The organism is Succiniclasticum ruminis DSM 9236 (assembly GCF_900112895.1).
Taxonomy (GTDB): domain Bacteria; phylum Bacillota; class Negativicutes; order Acidaminococcales; family Acidaminococcaceae; genus Succiniclasticum; species Succiniclasticum ruminis.
The window spans coordinates 1-17140 of record NZ_FONL01000021.1; the positions used below are offsets into that span (position 1 = coordinate 1).

At 46.5% G+C, this 17140-nt stretch carries 16 protein-coding genes and 1 riboswitch; of the genes, 14 read left to right on the forward strand and 2 right to left on the reverse strand.

The features are described 5' to 3' along the window. The 5 genes from BM159_RS10345 to BM159_RS10365 all read left to right on the forward strand — a co-directional run. A partial coding sequence (locus BM159_RS10345) for a transposase (protein WP_177206011.1) occupies nucleotides 1-197 on the forward strand: 197 nt, incomplete at its 5' end. A gap of 197 nt (nucleotides 198-394) precedes the next feature. Then, nucleotides 395-1357 (forward strand): hypothetical protein, encoded by a 963-nt coding sequence (locus BM159_RS10350; RefSeq protein WP_093914159.1) that lies wholly within the window; start codon nucleotides 395-397, stop codon nucleotides 1355-1357. A gap of 118 nt (nucleotides 1358-1475) precedes the next feature. Beyond that, nucleotides 1476-2336 (forward strand): Rpn family recombination-promoting nuclease/putative transposase, encoded by an 861-nt coding sequence (locus tag BM159_RS10355; protein WP_093914160.1) that lies wholly within the window; start codon nucleotides 1476-1478, stop codon nucleotides 2334-2336. A 133-nt stretch (nucleotides 2337-2469) separates the two neighbouring features. Next, nucleotides 2470-2557: riboswitch (SAM riboswitch) on the forward strand. A 169-nt stretch (nucleotides 2558-2726) separates the two neighbouring features. Next, nucleotides 2727-3782, forward strand: coding sequence for a hypothetical protein (locus BM159_RS10360; RefSeq protein WP_093914161.1), 1056 nt, complete (start codon nucleotides 2727-2729; stop codon nucleotides 3780-3782). A gap of 89 nt (nucleotides 3783-3871) precedes the next feature. After that, nucleotides 3872-4120, forward strand: coding sequence for a hypothetical protein (locus BM159_RS10365; protein ID WP_093914162.1), 249 nt, complete (start codon nucleotides 3872-3874; stop codon nucleotides 4118-4120). A gap of 864 nt (nucleotides 4121-4984) precedes the next feature. Here the strand turns inward: BM159_RS10365 and BM159_RS10370 are convergent. Then, nucleotides 4985-8242 carry a DEAD/DEAH box helicase gene (locus BM159_RS10370; protein ID WP_093914163.1) on the reverse strand — a complete coding sequence of 1086 codons (3258 nt, stop codon included), beginning with the start codon at nucleotides 8240-8242 and terminating at the stop codon, nucleotides 4985-4987. A 458-nt stretch (nucleotides 8243-8700) separates the two neighbouring features. Between BM159_RS10370 and BM159_RS10375 the strand changes: the two genes are divergently transcribed. The 9 genes from BM159_RS10375 (at nucleotide 8701) to BM159_RS10415 (ending at nucleotide 16334) form a co-directional block, all read left to right on the forward strand. After that, nucleotides 8701-8946, forward strand: coding sequence for a DUF2624 family protein (locus BM159_RS10375; protein ID WP_093914164.1), 246 nt, complete (start codon nucleotides 8701-8703; stop codon nucleotides 8944-8946). Between the two features lie 116 nt (nucleotides 8947-9062). Continuing rightward, nucleotides 9063-10349 carry an SH3 domain-containing protein gene (locus BM159_RS10380; RefSeq protein WP_093914165.1) on the forward strand — a complete coding sequence of 429 codons (1287 nt, stop codon included), beginning with the start codon at nucleotides 9063-9065 and terminating at the stop codon, nucleotides 10347-10349. Nucleotides 10350-10399: 50 nt separating this feature from the next. Beyond that, a complete protein-coding gene (locus tag BM159_RS10385; RefSeq protein WP_093914166.1) occupies nucleotides 10400-11194 on the forward strand; it encodes an MBL fold metallo-hydrolase in 795 nt (264 codons plus the stop codon). Nucleotides 11195-11320: 126 nt separating this feature from the next. After that, nucleotides 11321-11992 carry an MmcQ/YjbR family DNA-binding protein gene (locus tag BM159_RS10390; RefSeq protein WP_093914167.1) on the forward strand — a complete coding sequence of 224 codons (672 nt, stop codon included), beginning with the start codon at nucleotides 11321-11323 and terminating at the stop codon, nucleotides 11990-11992. A gap of 118 nt (nucleotides 11993-12110) precedes the next feature. Then, nucleotides 12111-12350 carry a hypothetical protein gene (locus BM159_RS10395; protein WP_093914168.1) on the forward strand — a complete coding sequence of 80 codons (240 nt, stop codon included), beginning with the start codon at nucleotides 12111-12113 and terminating at the stop codon, nucleotides 12348-12350. Between the two features lie 20 nt (nucleotides 12351-12370). Next, a complete protein-coding gene (locus BM159_RS10400) occupies nucleotides 12371-13009 on the forward strand; it encodes an oxygen-binding di-iron domain-containing protein (protein WP_093914169.1) in 639 nt (212 codons plus the stop codon). Nucleotides 13010-13022: 13 nt separating this feature from the next. After that, entirely contained in the window at nucleotides 13023-13355 is a 333-nt protein-coding gene (locus tag BM159_RS10405) for a DUF2624 family protein (protein WP_093914170.1), read from the forward strand. Between the two features lie 719 nt (nucleotides 13356-14074). Next, nucleotides 14075-15655 (forward strand): dipeptidase, encoded by a 1581-nt coding sequence (locus BM159_RS10410; RefSeq protein WP_177206012.1) that lies wholly within the window; start codon nucleotides 14075-14077, stop codon nucleotides 15653-15655. A 112-nt stretch (nucleotides 15656-15767) separates the two neighbouring features. Next, complete coding sequence (locus BM159_RS10415) at nucleotides 15768-16334, forward strand: flavodoxin family protein (RefSeq protein ID WP_093914172.1); 567 nt, start codon at nucleotides 15768-15770, stop codon at nucleotides 16332-16334. 436 nt (nucleotides 16335-16770) lie between these two features. Here the strand turns inward: BM159_RS10415 and BM159_RS10420 are convergent, their stop codons facing one another. Continuing rightward, complete coding sequence (locus BM159_RS10420) at nucleotides 16771-16974, reverse strand: hypothetical protein (RefSeq protein ID WP_093914173.1); 204 nt, start codon at nucleotides 16972-16974, stop codon at nucleotides 16771-16773. Nucleotides 16975-17140: the final 166 nt, after the last annotated feature.

Consider the following 17140-nt stretch of genomic DNA (forward strand, 5'->3'; position numbering starts at 1 on the left):
TGATATTTGAACGACATGCGAATCTGAAATATAAATTTGGAAATCGAAAATTCTGGGCAACCGGATATTACGTTAGTACGGTAGGGCTGAATGCGCAAACCATACAGAAATATATCCGGGAACAGGATAAGATGGATCAAATGGAAGATTCGTTATTCAGTAAAGAATACGAAGACCCTTTTAAGGGTAGCAAGTAGTCATACCACTGCGGCTTGAACAAAGTGAAAGCCAGCGTCATTTAGGCGCTGGCCTGTGTTGGGCCCTTATAGGGCTAAGCGAACCACCCCTTGAAGGGGTGGAAGCGATTTTTATACACAGCCCGTCGTTGTTACGGGCTTTTTCTTTGACCCCGCGAACTTGTCGAAGCAATGATTCAGTAAGAGGAGGATCAATTATGAGCAAGAATGCAAACGTGACGAAAGACATGAATGAAAATCAGGAAAGCAAAGAACAGAAAATGATTCCCGCAACATTTGTTCTGTACTGTGATTACCCGGGCTGTGAATTCAGGGAGGAGATGGATGCCCCGGGGATTGATTGGGACGATGACGACTATGAATTCTCGATTGATGATGTGTTAGACGAATTACAGGACAAAATCAGTGACACGTTGTACAGCGAACTGAATTATAACGAACTTTTAGGCGTCCATTACACGGAAGACGACGTAGCCGCGCAGGGGCATTTCTGGTACGGCGAGGTGCGGACGTCGGAATTCGGGGATGCCGATCTGCCCCTGAATGAAGACATTAAAGTCTGCCTGGACTGCGTTGCGGAAGACGGAACGGTACTGGAGACACATGAAATTGATATCGAAAGTTTTATCAGTCTTGACAGTGTAAAAGAGACCTTGATGGAATGCGGTCTGTTTGACTCGACGGACGAATATATTGAATGCTCGCTGGATAAATTTGTAAAAGAAACTGGCTGGCACATCGGGTTGCTGAAAGGTTCGGAACGGATCGAAGACGTTACCCGGTGGCCTGCCCCGAACAGAAGGGGAAGCTGGATTGACGAAGACGGCACCGAAATGTACCCGTGCCTGTGGTACGGCTACAACGACGGCAGCCTGTTGAGCGGAGAAGAGGACAGGATTTGGAATATCGATAACGGACTGGATTTCTGGTTCAGCGACGATCCGGAACGTTATCTTGTAGAGTATGACTATGACGGTCATGCCGGTTGTTTTGGAGGAATGATTCCCGATATTGAAGCAATCCGCAAAGAATGCCCCATTTTATTGGAAGAGGACGACACAGAGGAAAGCATCGACGCAAAGGTGCAGGCCTATTGCAAAAAGCAATATAAGAAAGCGCATAAGAAAATGAAAGAAGCAGTTACAAAACCGGAAGCGTAACGCCAATTGGAAAAACCTGCCAGCCCACGTCACGGCCGGGCTGGCAGGAATCCGGGTTTCATCAAATCTTCATAGAAAACGTATGATGGCTGTGCTATAATACAGTTGCGGAAGGATCGTGCCGGTCAGAAAGACAGGTGACGATTTGAAAGATTTTGAAAGAATTGACTGGGATTCGTTAACCTTCGCCAACAATTATGTGTTCCTGGAGGTAATGAACAACAAGAAACGCTGCCAGTACCTGATAGAAAAGATTTTGCACATACCCATTACGAAAATTTTGCAGATTGTCGCGGAACGCCGCACAGGAAGTCCGCGGATCGGCAGCAAAAGCATCCGGCTTGATGTGTATGTGGAAACTCTGGACGGAACGGTTATCGACCTGGAGATGCAGGTGACGGGGAAAGGCAGCACCATTTACCGGGATAAAGAGGAAGAAAAGGTGGAACGCTGGTTACCGCTGCGAACCCGGTATTACCAGAGCCTGATCAGCATGGACATGCTGCGCAGGGGTATGGACTATACGGAGCTGCGCAAGTCCTATGTGGTGTTTATCTGCACGTTTGACCCATATGGGAAAGGCCTGCCGGTTTATCATTTCACGAATCGCTGCAGGGAAGACGGATCTTTGGAAATGGGAGGCCTTACAGAGAACATTTTCCTGAACGCGAAGGCTGCGGATAAAACGGATGACAAGGAAGTGGCCGCATTTTTGCAGTATGTGAACAGCGGTCAGATCCAGAACGAATTCACACAGGAAATTGATGACGAGACAAAACGGGTAAGACGGGATACAGATTGGAGGGAGCGCGTCGTGACTTGGGAAATGGATTTACGAGTTTTGAAAAAGGAAGCCCGGGAAGAAGGCAAGAATGAAAAAGCTTTAGAAATTGCGGAAGCGTTACGCAAAAAGGGAATGTCTGAAGCTGAAATTGCCGAGGTGACAGGACTGCCCGAAAAGAAGGAAACGCTGAAGTAGCAGTTAGCTTTTTCGTTAGCATTTTTTAATTTGAACTGATAATTTCACTAAGATTTTTATTTCTTATAATTAACAGACCCCACGATGTTTCCGCATCGATTGCTGCTTACCATAATTTCATAAGAGACCCAATTGACCATAAAGAGTGCGCGAGAGACAAGCTCGGTGACCGCACAGCAACCTGCCGGAAGGGCAAGGTGCTAAAGCTTGAACGATGGGAACAAAGCATATGGAGCCCATCGTGACGATGGGCTTTTTTATTGAACGGATAGAACAGCCCGAAAAGGCTGTTCTTTTTTTATAAGAAGCCTGCCGTTCTCCGCACTCCCTCCGGCTGCCGGCCGAAGCATGGTCAGCAAAGACGACAATTAAAAGAAAGGATGTGCTGTTATGAAAGCAAAAATCAACGTGGAACTCTACAACGAAGACAAGTCGGGCTACGCTCCGGTCTTCCCGATCGACCCGGAAGACAAACGGGCGTGCAGGGGAACCCGGCGCCGCAGGTTCGCCACCTGGCAGCCGCTCATGGGATACGGCTCAAGCCCTGCCTTTACGTTCCGGGACGTCGTCTATACAGGCGGCAGCATCGATACATATCTGGGATACCGCCCTGTCTGGTGCGTTCCCGCCGACTCCCTGGGGCAGCTTTTCGCGGAAAGCGCCCTGTGCGTCCCGAACCTTCCGGAAAAGCTTTGCTTCTTCGAAACGGACGATTATTTCCAGATCGACAAGCCGCGCTGGAAACGATTCGACAAGCAGCGCAGGCCGGAGGATAAGATCGAGGATTTCTTCTGTCCCCCGCAGGATGAACGGTGCGCCGAATATATCGTCAGGGAGATTCCTGCCGACGCGGTCGTATTTAACCTTATGTCACCCAATGGGGCAAGGGAACAGGGCCCCTTCGGCAGTCTTCCGGAGGAAATCCGTTCCCCGCTCCTGCTGCAGTACCGGCAATATTTTAAGGCGTGCGGGGAAAAGCTGGGGGCAACGATGGCGTACCGGCATCAGTTCCTGTGGCAGCATCTGTTCGACACGGGGCTGAAGGATCTGTTTACCTGCATCGCTCTGCCGGCAGCCTATATGTGCTGGCGCATGCTGCAGCAAAACGATTCTCCCTCTGTTCTGAACGGCTTGTGCAGTGACGAAACTCCCGACTTGCTGATTCATGTCATGGCAGGCTGCAAGTTCAGCGCCGCGACGCTTTACAAAGCCCGGGAATGGTTTGTGGACTGGTGCGGAGGTACTGCCATCGCCTTTGACCTGCCCGCGTATCTGGAGAAATACGAGGAACTGGCCGACTACGAAAAGAATTTCATCGAAATCTATAACCTGTACGCGGACGAGCTGGGGCTCAGCCGGTTCCGGCTTCCGGACGGTCCCTGCTTCTGCGGCAGCGGGAAGTGGTTCCGTGAGTGCCACATGGGGCGCGTGTCCGAACTGCTTTGAGAAGCGTTGGACAGGATAGATCAGGGATTATAAGATAAAATAGAGTTGTGGGGCAAGGAAACGTAATAAAGAACAGGAGGACATGCTAAATGCGAAAAGTATCACCGGGCGAATGGACTGGTCCGTGGCCACCTTTTACGGGCGCGCAGATTACATTCGTTCCCAAGCGGCCGCGGCCCTCGAAGGAGGAATTAGCGAAGCGCGGGGACCGGAAAATGATGGAAATGTCAGTGTTAACAATTCTGGAGAAGGATCCCCAAAAGAAAGCGGAGATGCAGAAGGCAGCGGACGAGTACTGGGCAAAACGCCGCCTGGAGCTGGGATTCCGGGAAGAGTAGAATACAACCAGGAAGCGGACATGCGTTTTTCTAACAGTCGTGGAATTTTCCGCGGCTGTTTTATTATTATCATTCTTTTTCACTTTTGCGCATCGTAAGGGGAAATAATCAAGCGGGATTTTTACAGAGTTATTAGCATATAAGCATATATAAGCATATATATTATATATATTTATATTATATATAAGCTATATGCTTTTCTGATGCGTTACATATAGTTCTGTGATTGCCTCCCGAACCAGTATCCATGCGGATTTCCATGGTCCGTTACATTTTGCGTTACAATATGCGTTACAGAAAGCGTTACATCTTGCGTTACAGAAAGCGTTACATCTTGCGTTACAGGTAACGTTACATCTTGCGTTACAGGTAACGTTACACTCAACGTTGCATTTTCGTTGCCGGTTTCATTCATTTTCCATTGCCAGTTTTATTGAAGTCGGTTCCCGACCTAAAAATCATAGCATAAAATGCACGGAAAAGGAACACACTGCGCGGTTGTATTAAACGTTGTATAAAAGGTGTAAAAGCATCGTACCTGGCCGATGTTGATTAATAAACCGGGTTTCTCCCTTCATTTTTGATTTTGCAGGTGTCAGGTAGAAATGTAGAAATAATGAATACAACCCGCATGGTTATCATATTTTTGATATCTACCTTTCTTCTACCTTTTCTACGTTTCGCCAAATTGCAGACCGCAGGGAATTTGACATTGTGAGATGATGAACGCGGTAACGATTCAGAAAACAAAAAAAGCTACGCCGGCCTGTTTAATATGAACGGGTTGGCGTGGCTTTCTTTATAATTTAAAAATCAATTTATATCGTAGAAAAAATATAGTAGTTGGATGACTATAGGCCGCTCTTATAGTACTAACTTATTTGTGCACTGAATCATGCTGGCAGGAATTGGCTTTTCCAATCGCCAGATGATATTCATAGGACGGGAGCCTTCGTTTTGTACAAATTCAGCTAAACCAAGGTACATGAACGGAGCGGTGCCGGCTTCATTCTCTCCATATTCGCGAACAAATAAAAGAACTTTGCTTCCTTGTTCTTTATGATGCATGTAGCGTTGACCGGTGGGAGATGTGGCTGAAGTCGTGCTTTGACTTTGCCAGTGGAACAGATTCTCGTTAATGGAATAATCATTGTACATGGTGGAAGGTGAATAATCTTTTTCGCTTTTGATCAGTGTATTAATTAACACGTCTATTGTTTTATCCGGCAACCATTTTACGCCCTGACGTACATTGCTTGGAGTTAAATAATCTAATGCAGCAAATAACTGGTCACGAGTATAATGGCAATGCAAATCCAGCGGGCAGTCAAAACCAACATCAACAGGATCGTCTACGAAGGTGATATGATCTAGATTATATTTCAGTACGCTGATCATTTCTTCCCAAACAACAGTATTTTTGGAGAGTTCCTGCAGTCTGTGAACGGCTGATACTAGCTTTTGATCATACTCTGAAAAATTATCGGATGTTTCGTTCTGCAAATCATCTGTTACGACTGTTTGATAAAATGTAAAATAAAACATCCATATCATCCGTTTTTCCAGGTCACTGAAGTCTGCAATTTTCCAGTTTGCTATACTCGGAAGTTTGTTTAACAGGAATTGCAACCAACGGCGGCTGTCAATGGAAGCAATACGTGACAGGGCATTAGTCAGATAATCTCGTTCAGGAACTTCAAAGCGAGGAAGCAAATCGGCATCCACGCAAAGAGAGGAAAAAGATGTTTTCGGGAAAGAATACAGGCGCAGCAGAGAAATATGATAATAGTCAACAAAGTTACCTGCTGAAAAAGGCACGTTTTCTTTAAGTGAATAATCGTGGAAATCGCGCAGTTTTTCTATTAAAGCAGCTTTTGTGCTTAACGATGCTTTGATGTTTTTCAGAATGACACTTTGCGCTTCCTTTTCCAGTTGAATATAACAGCCGGCGGGAAGGGAAGTAAAACCTTGATCGATTTCACGATACAGACCCTTCCGAGTGCGATGCAACAGTGCTGTGAATTTTTCATCAAATCTGTATTTTTTATGGGACTGACCAATAAAATCTAAAACAGTCAGACATTCTTTGTCCTCGGCCAGGCGCAACCCACGACCAAGCTGTTGCAGGAATATAGTTAATGATTCGGTGGGACGTAAGAATAAAATGGTATCGATTTCGGGAATATCTACACCTTCGTTATACAAATCTACAACAAAAATGAATTTGATTTCGCCGGAGGTCAATTTGGTTCGGGCGCTGTTGCGTTCTTCATCGGAACTGCCACCTGTCAGGCAAATGGAAGGAATGCCTTCCTCATTGAAAATTTTATTCATGAATTTGGCATGTTCGATGGAAACACAGAACCCGACACCATGAACCAAATTTATGTCGGCTGTATATTTCCGTACTGCCTGAATGACAAGGGTAGCACGTTTTCTTGCTTTAATTTGGTCAAGAACGTAAATATTATTTAAATCTTTGACATCATATCCGCCCCGGCTCCATGTCAGCGTAGATAAATCGGTTCCATCACTGACACCGAAATAGTGGAACGGACAAAGCAGTTTCCTCTCAATGGCTTCCGGAAGGCGAATCTCGGATGTGATCCGATGATTGAAATAATCCGCTACATTTTTTCCATCCATACGTTCTGGTGTTGCGGTTAAGCCAAGCCAAATTTTGGGCGTATAGTAGTTTAAAAGTTTTTGATAGGAAGACGCTGCAGCATGGTGGAATTCATCAATAATAATGTAATCGTAAAAATCCGGCGACGTTTTTGTGGTCCAATCCTGTGAATTAAAAGTTTGAATCGACATAAACAAATGTGACACCTGCGAAGTCGGTCTATGGGATCCTACAAATAAATCACCGAAATTTGCATCTTCCAAAATGCCACGGAAGCAGGAAATACTCTGCGATAATATTTCTTCCCGGTGTGCAATGAATAACAATTTATTTGCATGACCGGAGTTTTGTTTGCAAAAACGTTTGTAATCAAAGGCAGCAATGACTGTTTTACCGGTTCCCGTTGCAGCAACAATTAAGTTTTTATAATTGGATCGGAGTTCTCGCTCTGCTGCTATTTCATCTAAAATTTCCTGTTGGTAAGAATAAGGAGTAATCCTAAAATGATATGCTTCCGGGTTTTCCGCAATTAAATACTGCTTGCCCGGTTTATCCTGAAAACGTTCTTTATATAATGCAGTTTTTAAACGTTCTTTTTGTGCGGAGTCGTAGGTTTCAAAGTCAGGAGAATGCCAATAGGCATCAAACGTATGCAGCACTTTGTTCATAGTGTTGCTCAAATCTTTTTCGGTAATTTTGACATTCCATTCCAACCCGCTGGATATGGCGGGATTCGATAAATTGGAAGAACCTATGTAAGCTGTGGTGAAACCGGTATCTCTGTGGAACACATAAGCTTTGGCGTGGAGCCTTGTCCGTTTGGTATCATAAGAAATTTTGATTTCCACATTAGGCAGTGTATTTAATTCTTCGATGGCTTTGAAATCCGTAGCGCCTAAATAGGACGTAGTAATAATCCGTAATTTACCACCACGTTGGGTAAATTCCTTTAATGATTCCAATAACAGACTGAGCCCGCTCCACTTAATAAACGAAACCAGCATATCAATACGGTCACAGGTACTAATCTCCGCTTTTAATTCGTTAAACATTTGCGGTTCGTGTTTGGCTCCGGTAAAAAGAGATGTTTCTGCTAAGGAAGTTTGTGGCCGAGGAATTTTCGCATTTGCGTTAACGACACGAATCGTGTTTTGCGAATCTAAAAGAGTCAGCAACTCTTCGCCCTTTTTATCAACAAGCGATTCCTTTAATTCTTCATTATTAGTTTCTTCCTGAATTAACTTTATGATTTTATTGGCAAGAACAATTTGGCGTTGCAACCCGGTTGCATCACCTTCGGACTCCCCAGTATCTTTTGCAGATTCCAGACCTTGGGTTACAATATCTTTCAGATAACCGGATAAAACGGTGGACGCTTCTGTTTGATCAATGGGTTCGATTTCTTTGAAACGGTTTTCCACTTGTTCCAGTTGTTTTGCAAAATGTTCACTGATGACCTGTTCATAAAATCCCGGCTTGAGTTTTTTGTCGCTCATGATAGTACCTCGGTAGTGAAAAATATAATGCATTTCATATATTAGTACTCTATTTTCCATTTTCTATCTATTATGTTACCTGGCAATGGATAATTACGCAAGATCAAAATGATAATAATGACAGGAATAATAACAATCTAAGAGCTGATTGCGTTAGCCAAATCAGAAGGAATTGAAATTACGGAAGCCGAAGCGGAAGCTTACCTTGCCGAGTTATCGGAATGTGAAATGAAAGACGGGCAGCTTAGACGTATTGCGGGCGGAACAGCGTTTACAATTAAGTGTCCGGCCTATGGATATTGAAGTGTCATATAACTGACAAATTGCAGTTATGCTCAGTAAAGATTATATGATATAATTATAAAAACAATTCCTTTGGGTAGGAATTTATTAAAGGCTGCCATATATATTTTTAGTAAGAGGCATTACAAACAAATCTTTTTGAGGAGAGGAACATTATGCCAGCCAACAAAAATGAACTTACAAAAGAAATGATTGAAAAAGCCATGCAGTGCAAAACTGCTGATGAGCTGATGACGCTTGCAAAAGCGGAAGGCTGTGACATCACAAAAGAGGAAGCCGAAGCCTATTTTGCGGAAATTTCCGATGCGGAGCTTGACAGTGAGAAGCTGAAAAATATCGCGGGTGGCTGCTGGAATTGCCTGGCTAATTGCGGGGAAAACACTTGCCCTTGCCTGGGTTAGGTAAAATATCCTGTGTAAATCCGTTTAATCCTGACAGCCGTAGATTTTTCTGCGGCTGTTTTGTTATAATTCAAATGTACGATGCTTCATTTTCGCCATATTAAGGAGGCGCAAAGATGGGAATCAGTAAACGGTTTTGTATGTTGCTGGCTGCGTTGTTGTGTTTGTTGTTTTCCGTTCCGGCCCGGGCAATGCTGCCCCAGCCGGGCATCTATGAAAAGACAGACGGTTCCGGACAGGTAACGGCCCGCATGTTTATCATTTCACTGCACGGTAAAGAATACACCATGCCCGGGTCCCTCACAATGCAAACATCTTTCGGCTCCCCGATTATCGCTCTGCAGGCGCTGGATGCGGACGGCAACGTGACGGAAGAGCTGGCCACTACTTACATCGGGAAGACCCAGACGGCCGGCGCCGGGGAAACGGGCCTGCGCCTGACCACGGACCAGCTGCGTGCCATGCACCTGACACCTGATGCCTCCGGCCCGTATGAACCGGTTTCCCCGGAAATTTTCAGCACGGCGTTTGGCCAGCAGGTGGGGTTCAGCTTTGAGGAAGAAGGCAAAGCCGGCGCCTATCATTGCGGTGACGCGCTGGACGGGCAGTACGTAAAAAATGACGGCGCGGATCTTCCTTATCCGGTTTCTGCTGTGATATACGCCTATGAAAAAACGTACAACCGTGAGGCGTTTTACAGGACGGGCACAGCGGTAAACCAGTACACCCGCAGGACAGACAGCGGGAATTTACTGCATGAAAACTACTGGCTTCTGAATATAAGGAAGCCGGACGCATGGACACATCTGATCGCGGAGAAACACTTCCGCGTTGTACAGGAGAGCTTTGGACAGCACCAGTTCCGTTTCCTGTTAGTGGCCGACAATTACGAACCGGCCTGGCTGAGTGAAGCCTGGAGCGGTTTTAAGGGTTCCGCCCTGACGGATTACTGTGTGTTGTATCTGCATCAGTTCCTTATCCGGAACGCGCCGGAGGTGGTTGAGAATCCTGACATCTATGTGCGCATGACGGATTTTTTCTGCGGGGAAGGCCCCAACGCGGTCACCACCAATGCCCTGTCGGTTTTTCTGGAAGAGGACGGGGAACTGTTGTGCCTGGGTCATGGACCGGTTGCGGATAATGGCGCTATCCGTTTCAGCAAGTGTGTGGGACGCGCCGGCATTAAGGGGGAAGGCGTGCGCCTGCGCCGGCAGCCCAATACCAACTGTGATATCCTGGGTGAGTATGACACCGGCTATCCCCTGACGGTGCTGGGGTTTGTAAAAGAAACCGGGGATCAGTATAACTTCTTTAAATGGGCGAAAGTCCGGCTGGATGACGGAACCGAGGGGTACGTGAGCGGTCAGTTCATCCAGGGGCTGGAGACTTTGGAAAACCTGTGATGGGCAGACACGTTTGACGGATGCCGGCATAAAACAATGGGAGGCGCTTTATGGAAATCAAACAGATTCGCAATGCAACGATTCGCGTTTTATATGCAGGCAAGACGTTTCTGATAGATCCCTGGCTCGCGGAAAAAGGACAGATGGGATGTTTTTTGGATATCCCGGGCAATCCGTTTCATGTTCCGGATGCAGCGAAAGAAGGAATACCGATGCCGATGTGCGCGCTGCCTGAACCGGCAGGGGAAATACTGAAAGGCGTAGATTATTATATTGTAACGCATATTCATCCTGACCATGTTGATATGGCGCCGGATGGCACGGTAGGAAGAATGCTGGATAAAACGGTGCCTGTTTTGGTGCAGAATGAAACAGACGGAAAGGTGTTCCGTGAATCCGGCTTTGAACAGGTCCTTGTGTTAGGGGAAACCGCGTTTACCTGCGGTGATGTTTCGATTACCCGGACACCGGCATTGCATGGCGTGATAGAGCCCTGCGGAGAAGCCTGCGGCGTTATATTTCAGGCAAAACAGGAAAAGACGCTGTATGTTGCAGGGGATACGATCTGGACGACAGAAATAAAAAAGACGCTGCGGACTTTTACGCCGGACGTGGTGGTGTTAAATGCCTGCGCTGCGGAATTGACCGGTTTTGGACGGCTGATCATGAATGACGAGGATGTGGAAGCTGTTGCCCGGACCGTACCGGATGCGCAGATTGTCATCAGCCATATGGACACGGTGGCGCATGCGTCCATAACCCGTTATACAATGCGCGGTCTGCTGGCAAAGCGCGGCGTGGTCTATCTGATGCCTGAAGACGGGGAGACGCTGGCGTTTCACTGAACAGAACCCGGTTTTATATATTCCGGTTTTCCTTACAGCCGTAGATTTTTCTGCGGCTGTTTTGTTATAATTAATAAAAAAGATGTTTATATTTGGAATTATTACAGGTAAAGAGGTGAAGCCGGAATGATAGATATACCGGCAATATTTAAGAGCAGGACATTGGATGCGGATAAGCTCCGGGAATATGGTTTTTCATATTCGGGGGATCAATATACTATGGATTTTCCGATTATGGAGAACCAGTATACTGCAAAGATTACTATTTCATCAGATGGCAGTGCGGATTTCCGGGTGTATGAGACGGACAGTGATGAGGAATATATGCCTGCGCATATTTATAACGCGACAGGGGCGTTTGTCGGCGGTATACACAAGGCATGCGAAGAGATCCTGAAAAATATTTCTGAGAAATGCTATTACACCGAGTATTTCAAATGGAATCAGTCAAAGAGGATTTTGCATTTTATCAAAGACAGATACAATGCGGAACCGGAGTTCCTCTGGAAAAACCTCCCGGAATGTGCAGCGCTCCGTGTTCCCGGCAAGAAGCCGTGGTTTGCAGTGATAGGAAGGGTTCCCAAAGAAAAGTTGGGTCAGGATGAAGGAGGAATCGCCGAGGTCATTAACCTGAAAGACGAGCCGGCGATTGTATCTGCAAGAGTGGATGGCAGGCTTGCTTTTCCTGCCTATCACATGAATAAGCAACACTGGTATACGCTTTTCCTCGATGATCGGATTTCTGATGACGAAATAATCAAATTGATTGAGAAGAGCTATGTGCTTGTAAATCATTGAAGGCAGAAGAAAACTCCGGTTTTGCTAAATTACTGTGGTAGTATTTTCTCGTTTGATATATAATAATAAAAGTAAAAGTGTAACTTCTGTTTTGTAATTTAAAAAGGAGGGGAACATCATGCCAATCAACAAAAAGGAACTCACGAAAGAAATGCTGGAAAAAGCCATGCAGTGCAAATCAGCCGATGAACTGATCGCGCTGGCAAAGACAGGCGGGTATGAGATGTCAAAAGAGGAAGCCGAATCGTACATGGCGGAAATGTCTGATTTTGAATTAGATGGTACAGCGCTGAAGAAAATTGCCGGTGGCAGCTGTTATGTTGATTGCTGGAGTGACGACTGCTCTTTCAGGGATTAATGTAAAAACAGGAGCGCATCATGGAACCGATTTTTGACAAACTGTATCAGTTTACGTACAAAATACCCGGTATGCCCCTTGACTGCCATCAGTATCTGCTGTTGCGCGATCCGGCCATATTGTTTTCTGTCGGATCCGCCGATATGGCCCGGGACTTTCTGCCAAAGGTTAAGGAACTGCTGGCCAGCCGTCCGCTGAAATATTTGTTCATTTCCCACCGCGAATGGGATGAATGTGGCGGATTGGCCGTACTGCATAAGATGTTCCCGGAAACGATAGTGATTTGCTCACAGAACGCAGCGGGGAATTTTAAGTTCAACGATTACGACGGAAAAGTCATCGCCTGCACGCCTGGCCAGCCGTTTACGGACGGCGGGCTGGAACTGGTATTTTTGCCATATCCCGTTGAACCGCATTATAATCTGGGGCTTTTGGCTTATGAAAAGAATTCCGGGGTCTTCAGCAGCGCCGATTTGTTCCTCAAGGGCGGCGACACGGCCGGTGTGGTGCAGGAAAGCAACTGGAAAGACCTGGTGGATGCTATCCCCGAGAACTTCCTGAACATGGGGCCCCAACAGCCAAAGACAATAGCTGCGTTGCGGACGATCAATCCGGAATTTGTAGCCGTTGGACATGGACCGTGCTTTATCTGCAGGTAAAGAAAACAAACGTATGACAACCGTTACAAGTTCGTTACAGGCATACGATACGGTGAAAACGGAGTATCGTATGGATTTTGGTGAGGGAAACATCATGCCGGTCAACAAAAACGAACTCACAAAAGAACAAATCATGAAGGCCATGCAGTACAAGACTGCTGACGAGCTGATGGCCTATGCCAAATCGGAAGGCATTGACATTACTAAGGAAGAAGCCGAAGCGTACCTTGCCGAACTGTCGGAGTTTGAACTGAAAGACGGAGAGGTCAAACGCGTTGCGGGCGGTTTTTGCGGAAATGATCTGGAATGTCCCACTTTTTGCACGGATTACTCCGCACCGTATTGATTATAGTTTAAGGGTCTGCTATTCGGCTCAATGCAACATGGACTGTAGCAATTATATAGCTCTCTGGCAGTTCCATAGCCGGAGTTATACGTTCTTTAGGAACCGGCGGGCGCCCTTCTTTAATTCTGGTCATTAGTAAATGATTCAACAGCCGTGGAACTTCCGCGGCTGTTTTGTTCCATATATTATCAAAACACACAGGAGATGTTTTAAATGCGCAGAGATTTGGGTGTGCTTCCGGCTGTTTTTCCTATGCCTGTCCTTATGATCGGGACTTATGACGGGAACGGGAAGGTTAATGTTATGAACATGGCCTGGGGAAATATCAGTACCGGTGAAAAGATCGTTCTTAACATGGGTTCGGACCGCAAGACGCTGGCCAACATCCGTCTTAAGAAGGCGCCCATGTTGATGCCCCTGTTATCCAGGAGTTCCCCCTTACCATGGAATGTGAACTGCTGGAGGAGCGGGAAGTGGCGGAAGGCAGTATCATTACCGGACGGATTGTCAATGTGAATGTCGATGAAAAGATTCTTAATGAAAAAGCTTCTTCCTGAGATTGACCGGTGCGATGGAATTGTACTTGCCACGCCGATTTACAATCAGCAAATCCGTGCGCTTGCCGGATGGCTAAAAGCATAAATCGAAATTTAGTTGTCCGTAACCGGGTTTGCGGGATTCCATTTACGTATTATATTTGCAGACAGGAGGAGATTCCTTTGGTAAAAAAGATGATTGCAGGATTGGCGTTGGCTTCGCTTATGGCCGTGAACGCCGAGGCCTGTACTGTCATGGTAGTGACAAAAGGCGCGTCGGCGGATGGGAGTGTGATCGTTTCCCACTCCAACGACGGGTTTGGCGCGGACATGAATATGGTCTATGTGCCGGCGAAGAATCATCCGGAAGGCAGTAAACGTCCCGTATATCCTACGGCGGTAGCTCTTGGTCCCATACCCGGGTACAACGCCTTTTTCCAGCCGAACCTGGTTGCGCCGGAACGGAGCGAAGGATACGATTACCCCGGCAGACCACACACGGTACCCTTCGGCTATATACCCGAGGTTGCGCACACGTACGCCTATATGGATGGATGCTATGGTATGGCCAATGAACACGGCCTGATGTTAGGCGAATGTACAGACCTGTCTGAACGTCTTCCGCAAGTTCCTTATAAAGAAGGAGGCGGTATATTCTATGCTGCCGAATTAGGCCGTGTCGCGCTGGAACGGTGCAAGACTGCCCGCGAAGCCGTTCAGATGATGGGCAGCCTGATTGACGAATACGGCCTCTGGGGCACAGCTGAGACATTAGCTGTTGCAGACAGGGAAGAGGCCTGGGTCTTTGAGATGCAGACGTCGCCCACAGGCAAGGGCGGCCTCTGGATTGCAGAAAAGATACCGGATGGTGATTTTTTCATTGCGGCGAATCAGCTGCGGATCCATGGAATCCGGGAAGGCGACCCGGACCAGATCTTCAACCCGCACCTGCCGGAAACGCTCAAGAAAATCGGCTGGGCGGCTTATGACGAGGAGGGCCGGCTGGACTGGGTGAAGTCCCTGCAGGCCAAAGAGTACAAACATCCGTATTATTCCAAACGGCGCGTATGGCGGGCCATGAGCCAGGTTGCACCGTCTAAAAACCTTCCGTCACAGGTTGCCGGCTGGGATTCGAAAACCTATCCGCTGTCCGTCCGTCCCGATAAAAAACTGAAGGTGGAAGATATTGCGCGCCTGCATCGCGACTACTATCAGGGTACCGGGTTTGACAAGTCGAAAAGTCCCCTGGCAGGCCTATACGGATCGCCGTACCATTATGTGAAGGAAATGGGCGAACGTTCCATCTTAAGCGCCAAGACCAGTTATACGCAGATTGCGCAGGCTGGCGGCACGCTTCCTGCTCCCGTGGTCTGGTTGTCCATGAACACACCCTTTGAAAATCCGTTTGTTCCTTTTGCCGTATCGAAGGTGCCCGAAGAATACCGCGCGCTGCGAGATACCTACGACCCGTCGAAGATGTACTGGGTTTCCAATCAGGTTATGGCGCTTACGCAGGGCTATTTTAACATTATGTCTCCTATCATAAAGGAAGCCGTGGAACAGGCGGAGAAAAAATCCGTACAGCTTGTCAATTCGTCTTCTGGTCTGACGAAGGAAAAATTTGCCGATGCGCTGCGTGAGAACTCTCTCAGGATATTGGACGACTGGAAACAGCTTTCCGGCAAGCTTTTAATGAAATATAACGCCGGCGAGGGCATAGAATACGAAAAACTGCCCCAACCAAATACCTCGGAGAAGTATTGATATAAATTGAAGTTTTGCTTACAGCCGTGGATTTTTCCGCGGCTGTTTTGGTATAATGAATTAAAATGATATTTACGAATACAAATCAACTTTTATGTGAAAGAGGTCTTCCATGAAAAAGATTTTGCTGGTTAATGCGAGCCCTAGAAAAGGGGGTAACTCAGATTTAATTACAAAGATGCTTGCCGAAGAGTTGAAAGATTGTGAAGTGATTGTGTTTAATATGCGTGAAAAGAAATGCAATCCTTGCCTTGCCTGTGGGGCATGCCAGGGCAAGGATACTCAGATGTGCGTACAGAAGGACGATATCCAAAAGCTTCTTCCTGAGATTGACCGATGCGATGGAATTGTACTTGCCACGCCGATTTACAATCAGCAGATCTGTTCGCAGGCGAAGCTGTTTATTGAACGGTGGTATCCTTTTTTCAAATTTGACAATCCGCTGATGACCAACTCTTCCAAATGCGGGAAAAAAGGAGCCATTATCTGTTCATTTTGGGGAAGCCCGGTTGATGTGACGACAAAATATGCAGAATGGACATTGGACGGTTTTTCGCAGATAGGCGTGGAAGAAAAGAAAGCGTTAATCTTCCCGCAGATACCCGGACGCGGCGATATATGTAAACGGGAAGACTATATGGCGCAGATCCGTGCGCTTGCCGGATGGCTGAAAGCATAAATTGGGATTTTTATTAGTTATACGAGACGGCGAAAATGGAATAACGTATAGCCTTGATTTCTTCTCTTGTATGTTATATAATAATAAAACAGAGTCGTTTTGGACGTTGGGCCGGCGGGGTACATTGTGCATCGTGGCATCTGCTTCAATAGGTGCTTGCTCCTTTACGCCCGGGTCAATAACCCGGAAACGACCGGGAGAAGTACCTAAAAAAGTCCTTCATGGCAGCCCCTGCATTGGAAGCAGGAACGCCGAGCTGTGAAGGGCTTTTATTTTTTTGTTTATACGATACGGCGAAAATGGAGTACCGTATAACCGACAAATTCACGTTTGTATTATCAATGTCAACAACGGAGTATTGTTACAACTCACGTTTATTGGTATAATCTGTATGAACCCTGATGGTGTGCCGTTAATAGCGGTCTTGAACACACCGTCAGGGTTTTTCTTTTTCCCCTCTTGTGAAATATGATGTATTAGCATATGGATTATTAGCATATTGCGTATTGATATATTTAATATTATTCTCTTTTACTTTATCTTTTCTTTGGTTCTTTCTTTTCTCTTTCTTTTTCTCTTCGATGTTGATAAAAAGCCGGCCGTTTTCTTCGAAGACGAGGCCGCATTCTTTCTTTTGCATAAAAAAACTTTTGACAACGGTTTCGTTTTTTTGTCCTCGCGGGATTATATAAGTGAAAACGGGATTTGACCTGTTTTGTAATCATTTAATTTGCAATGCGCCAAATACAGCGGGCGTGCACAACGGCATGCGGCAGAATCGTAGTGCCTGCAGATGTAGCCGTATG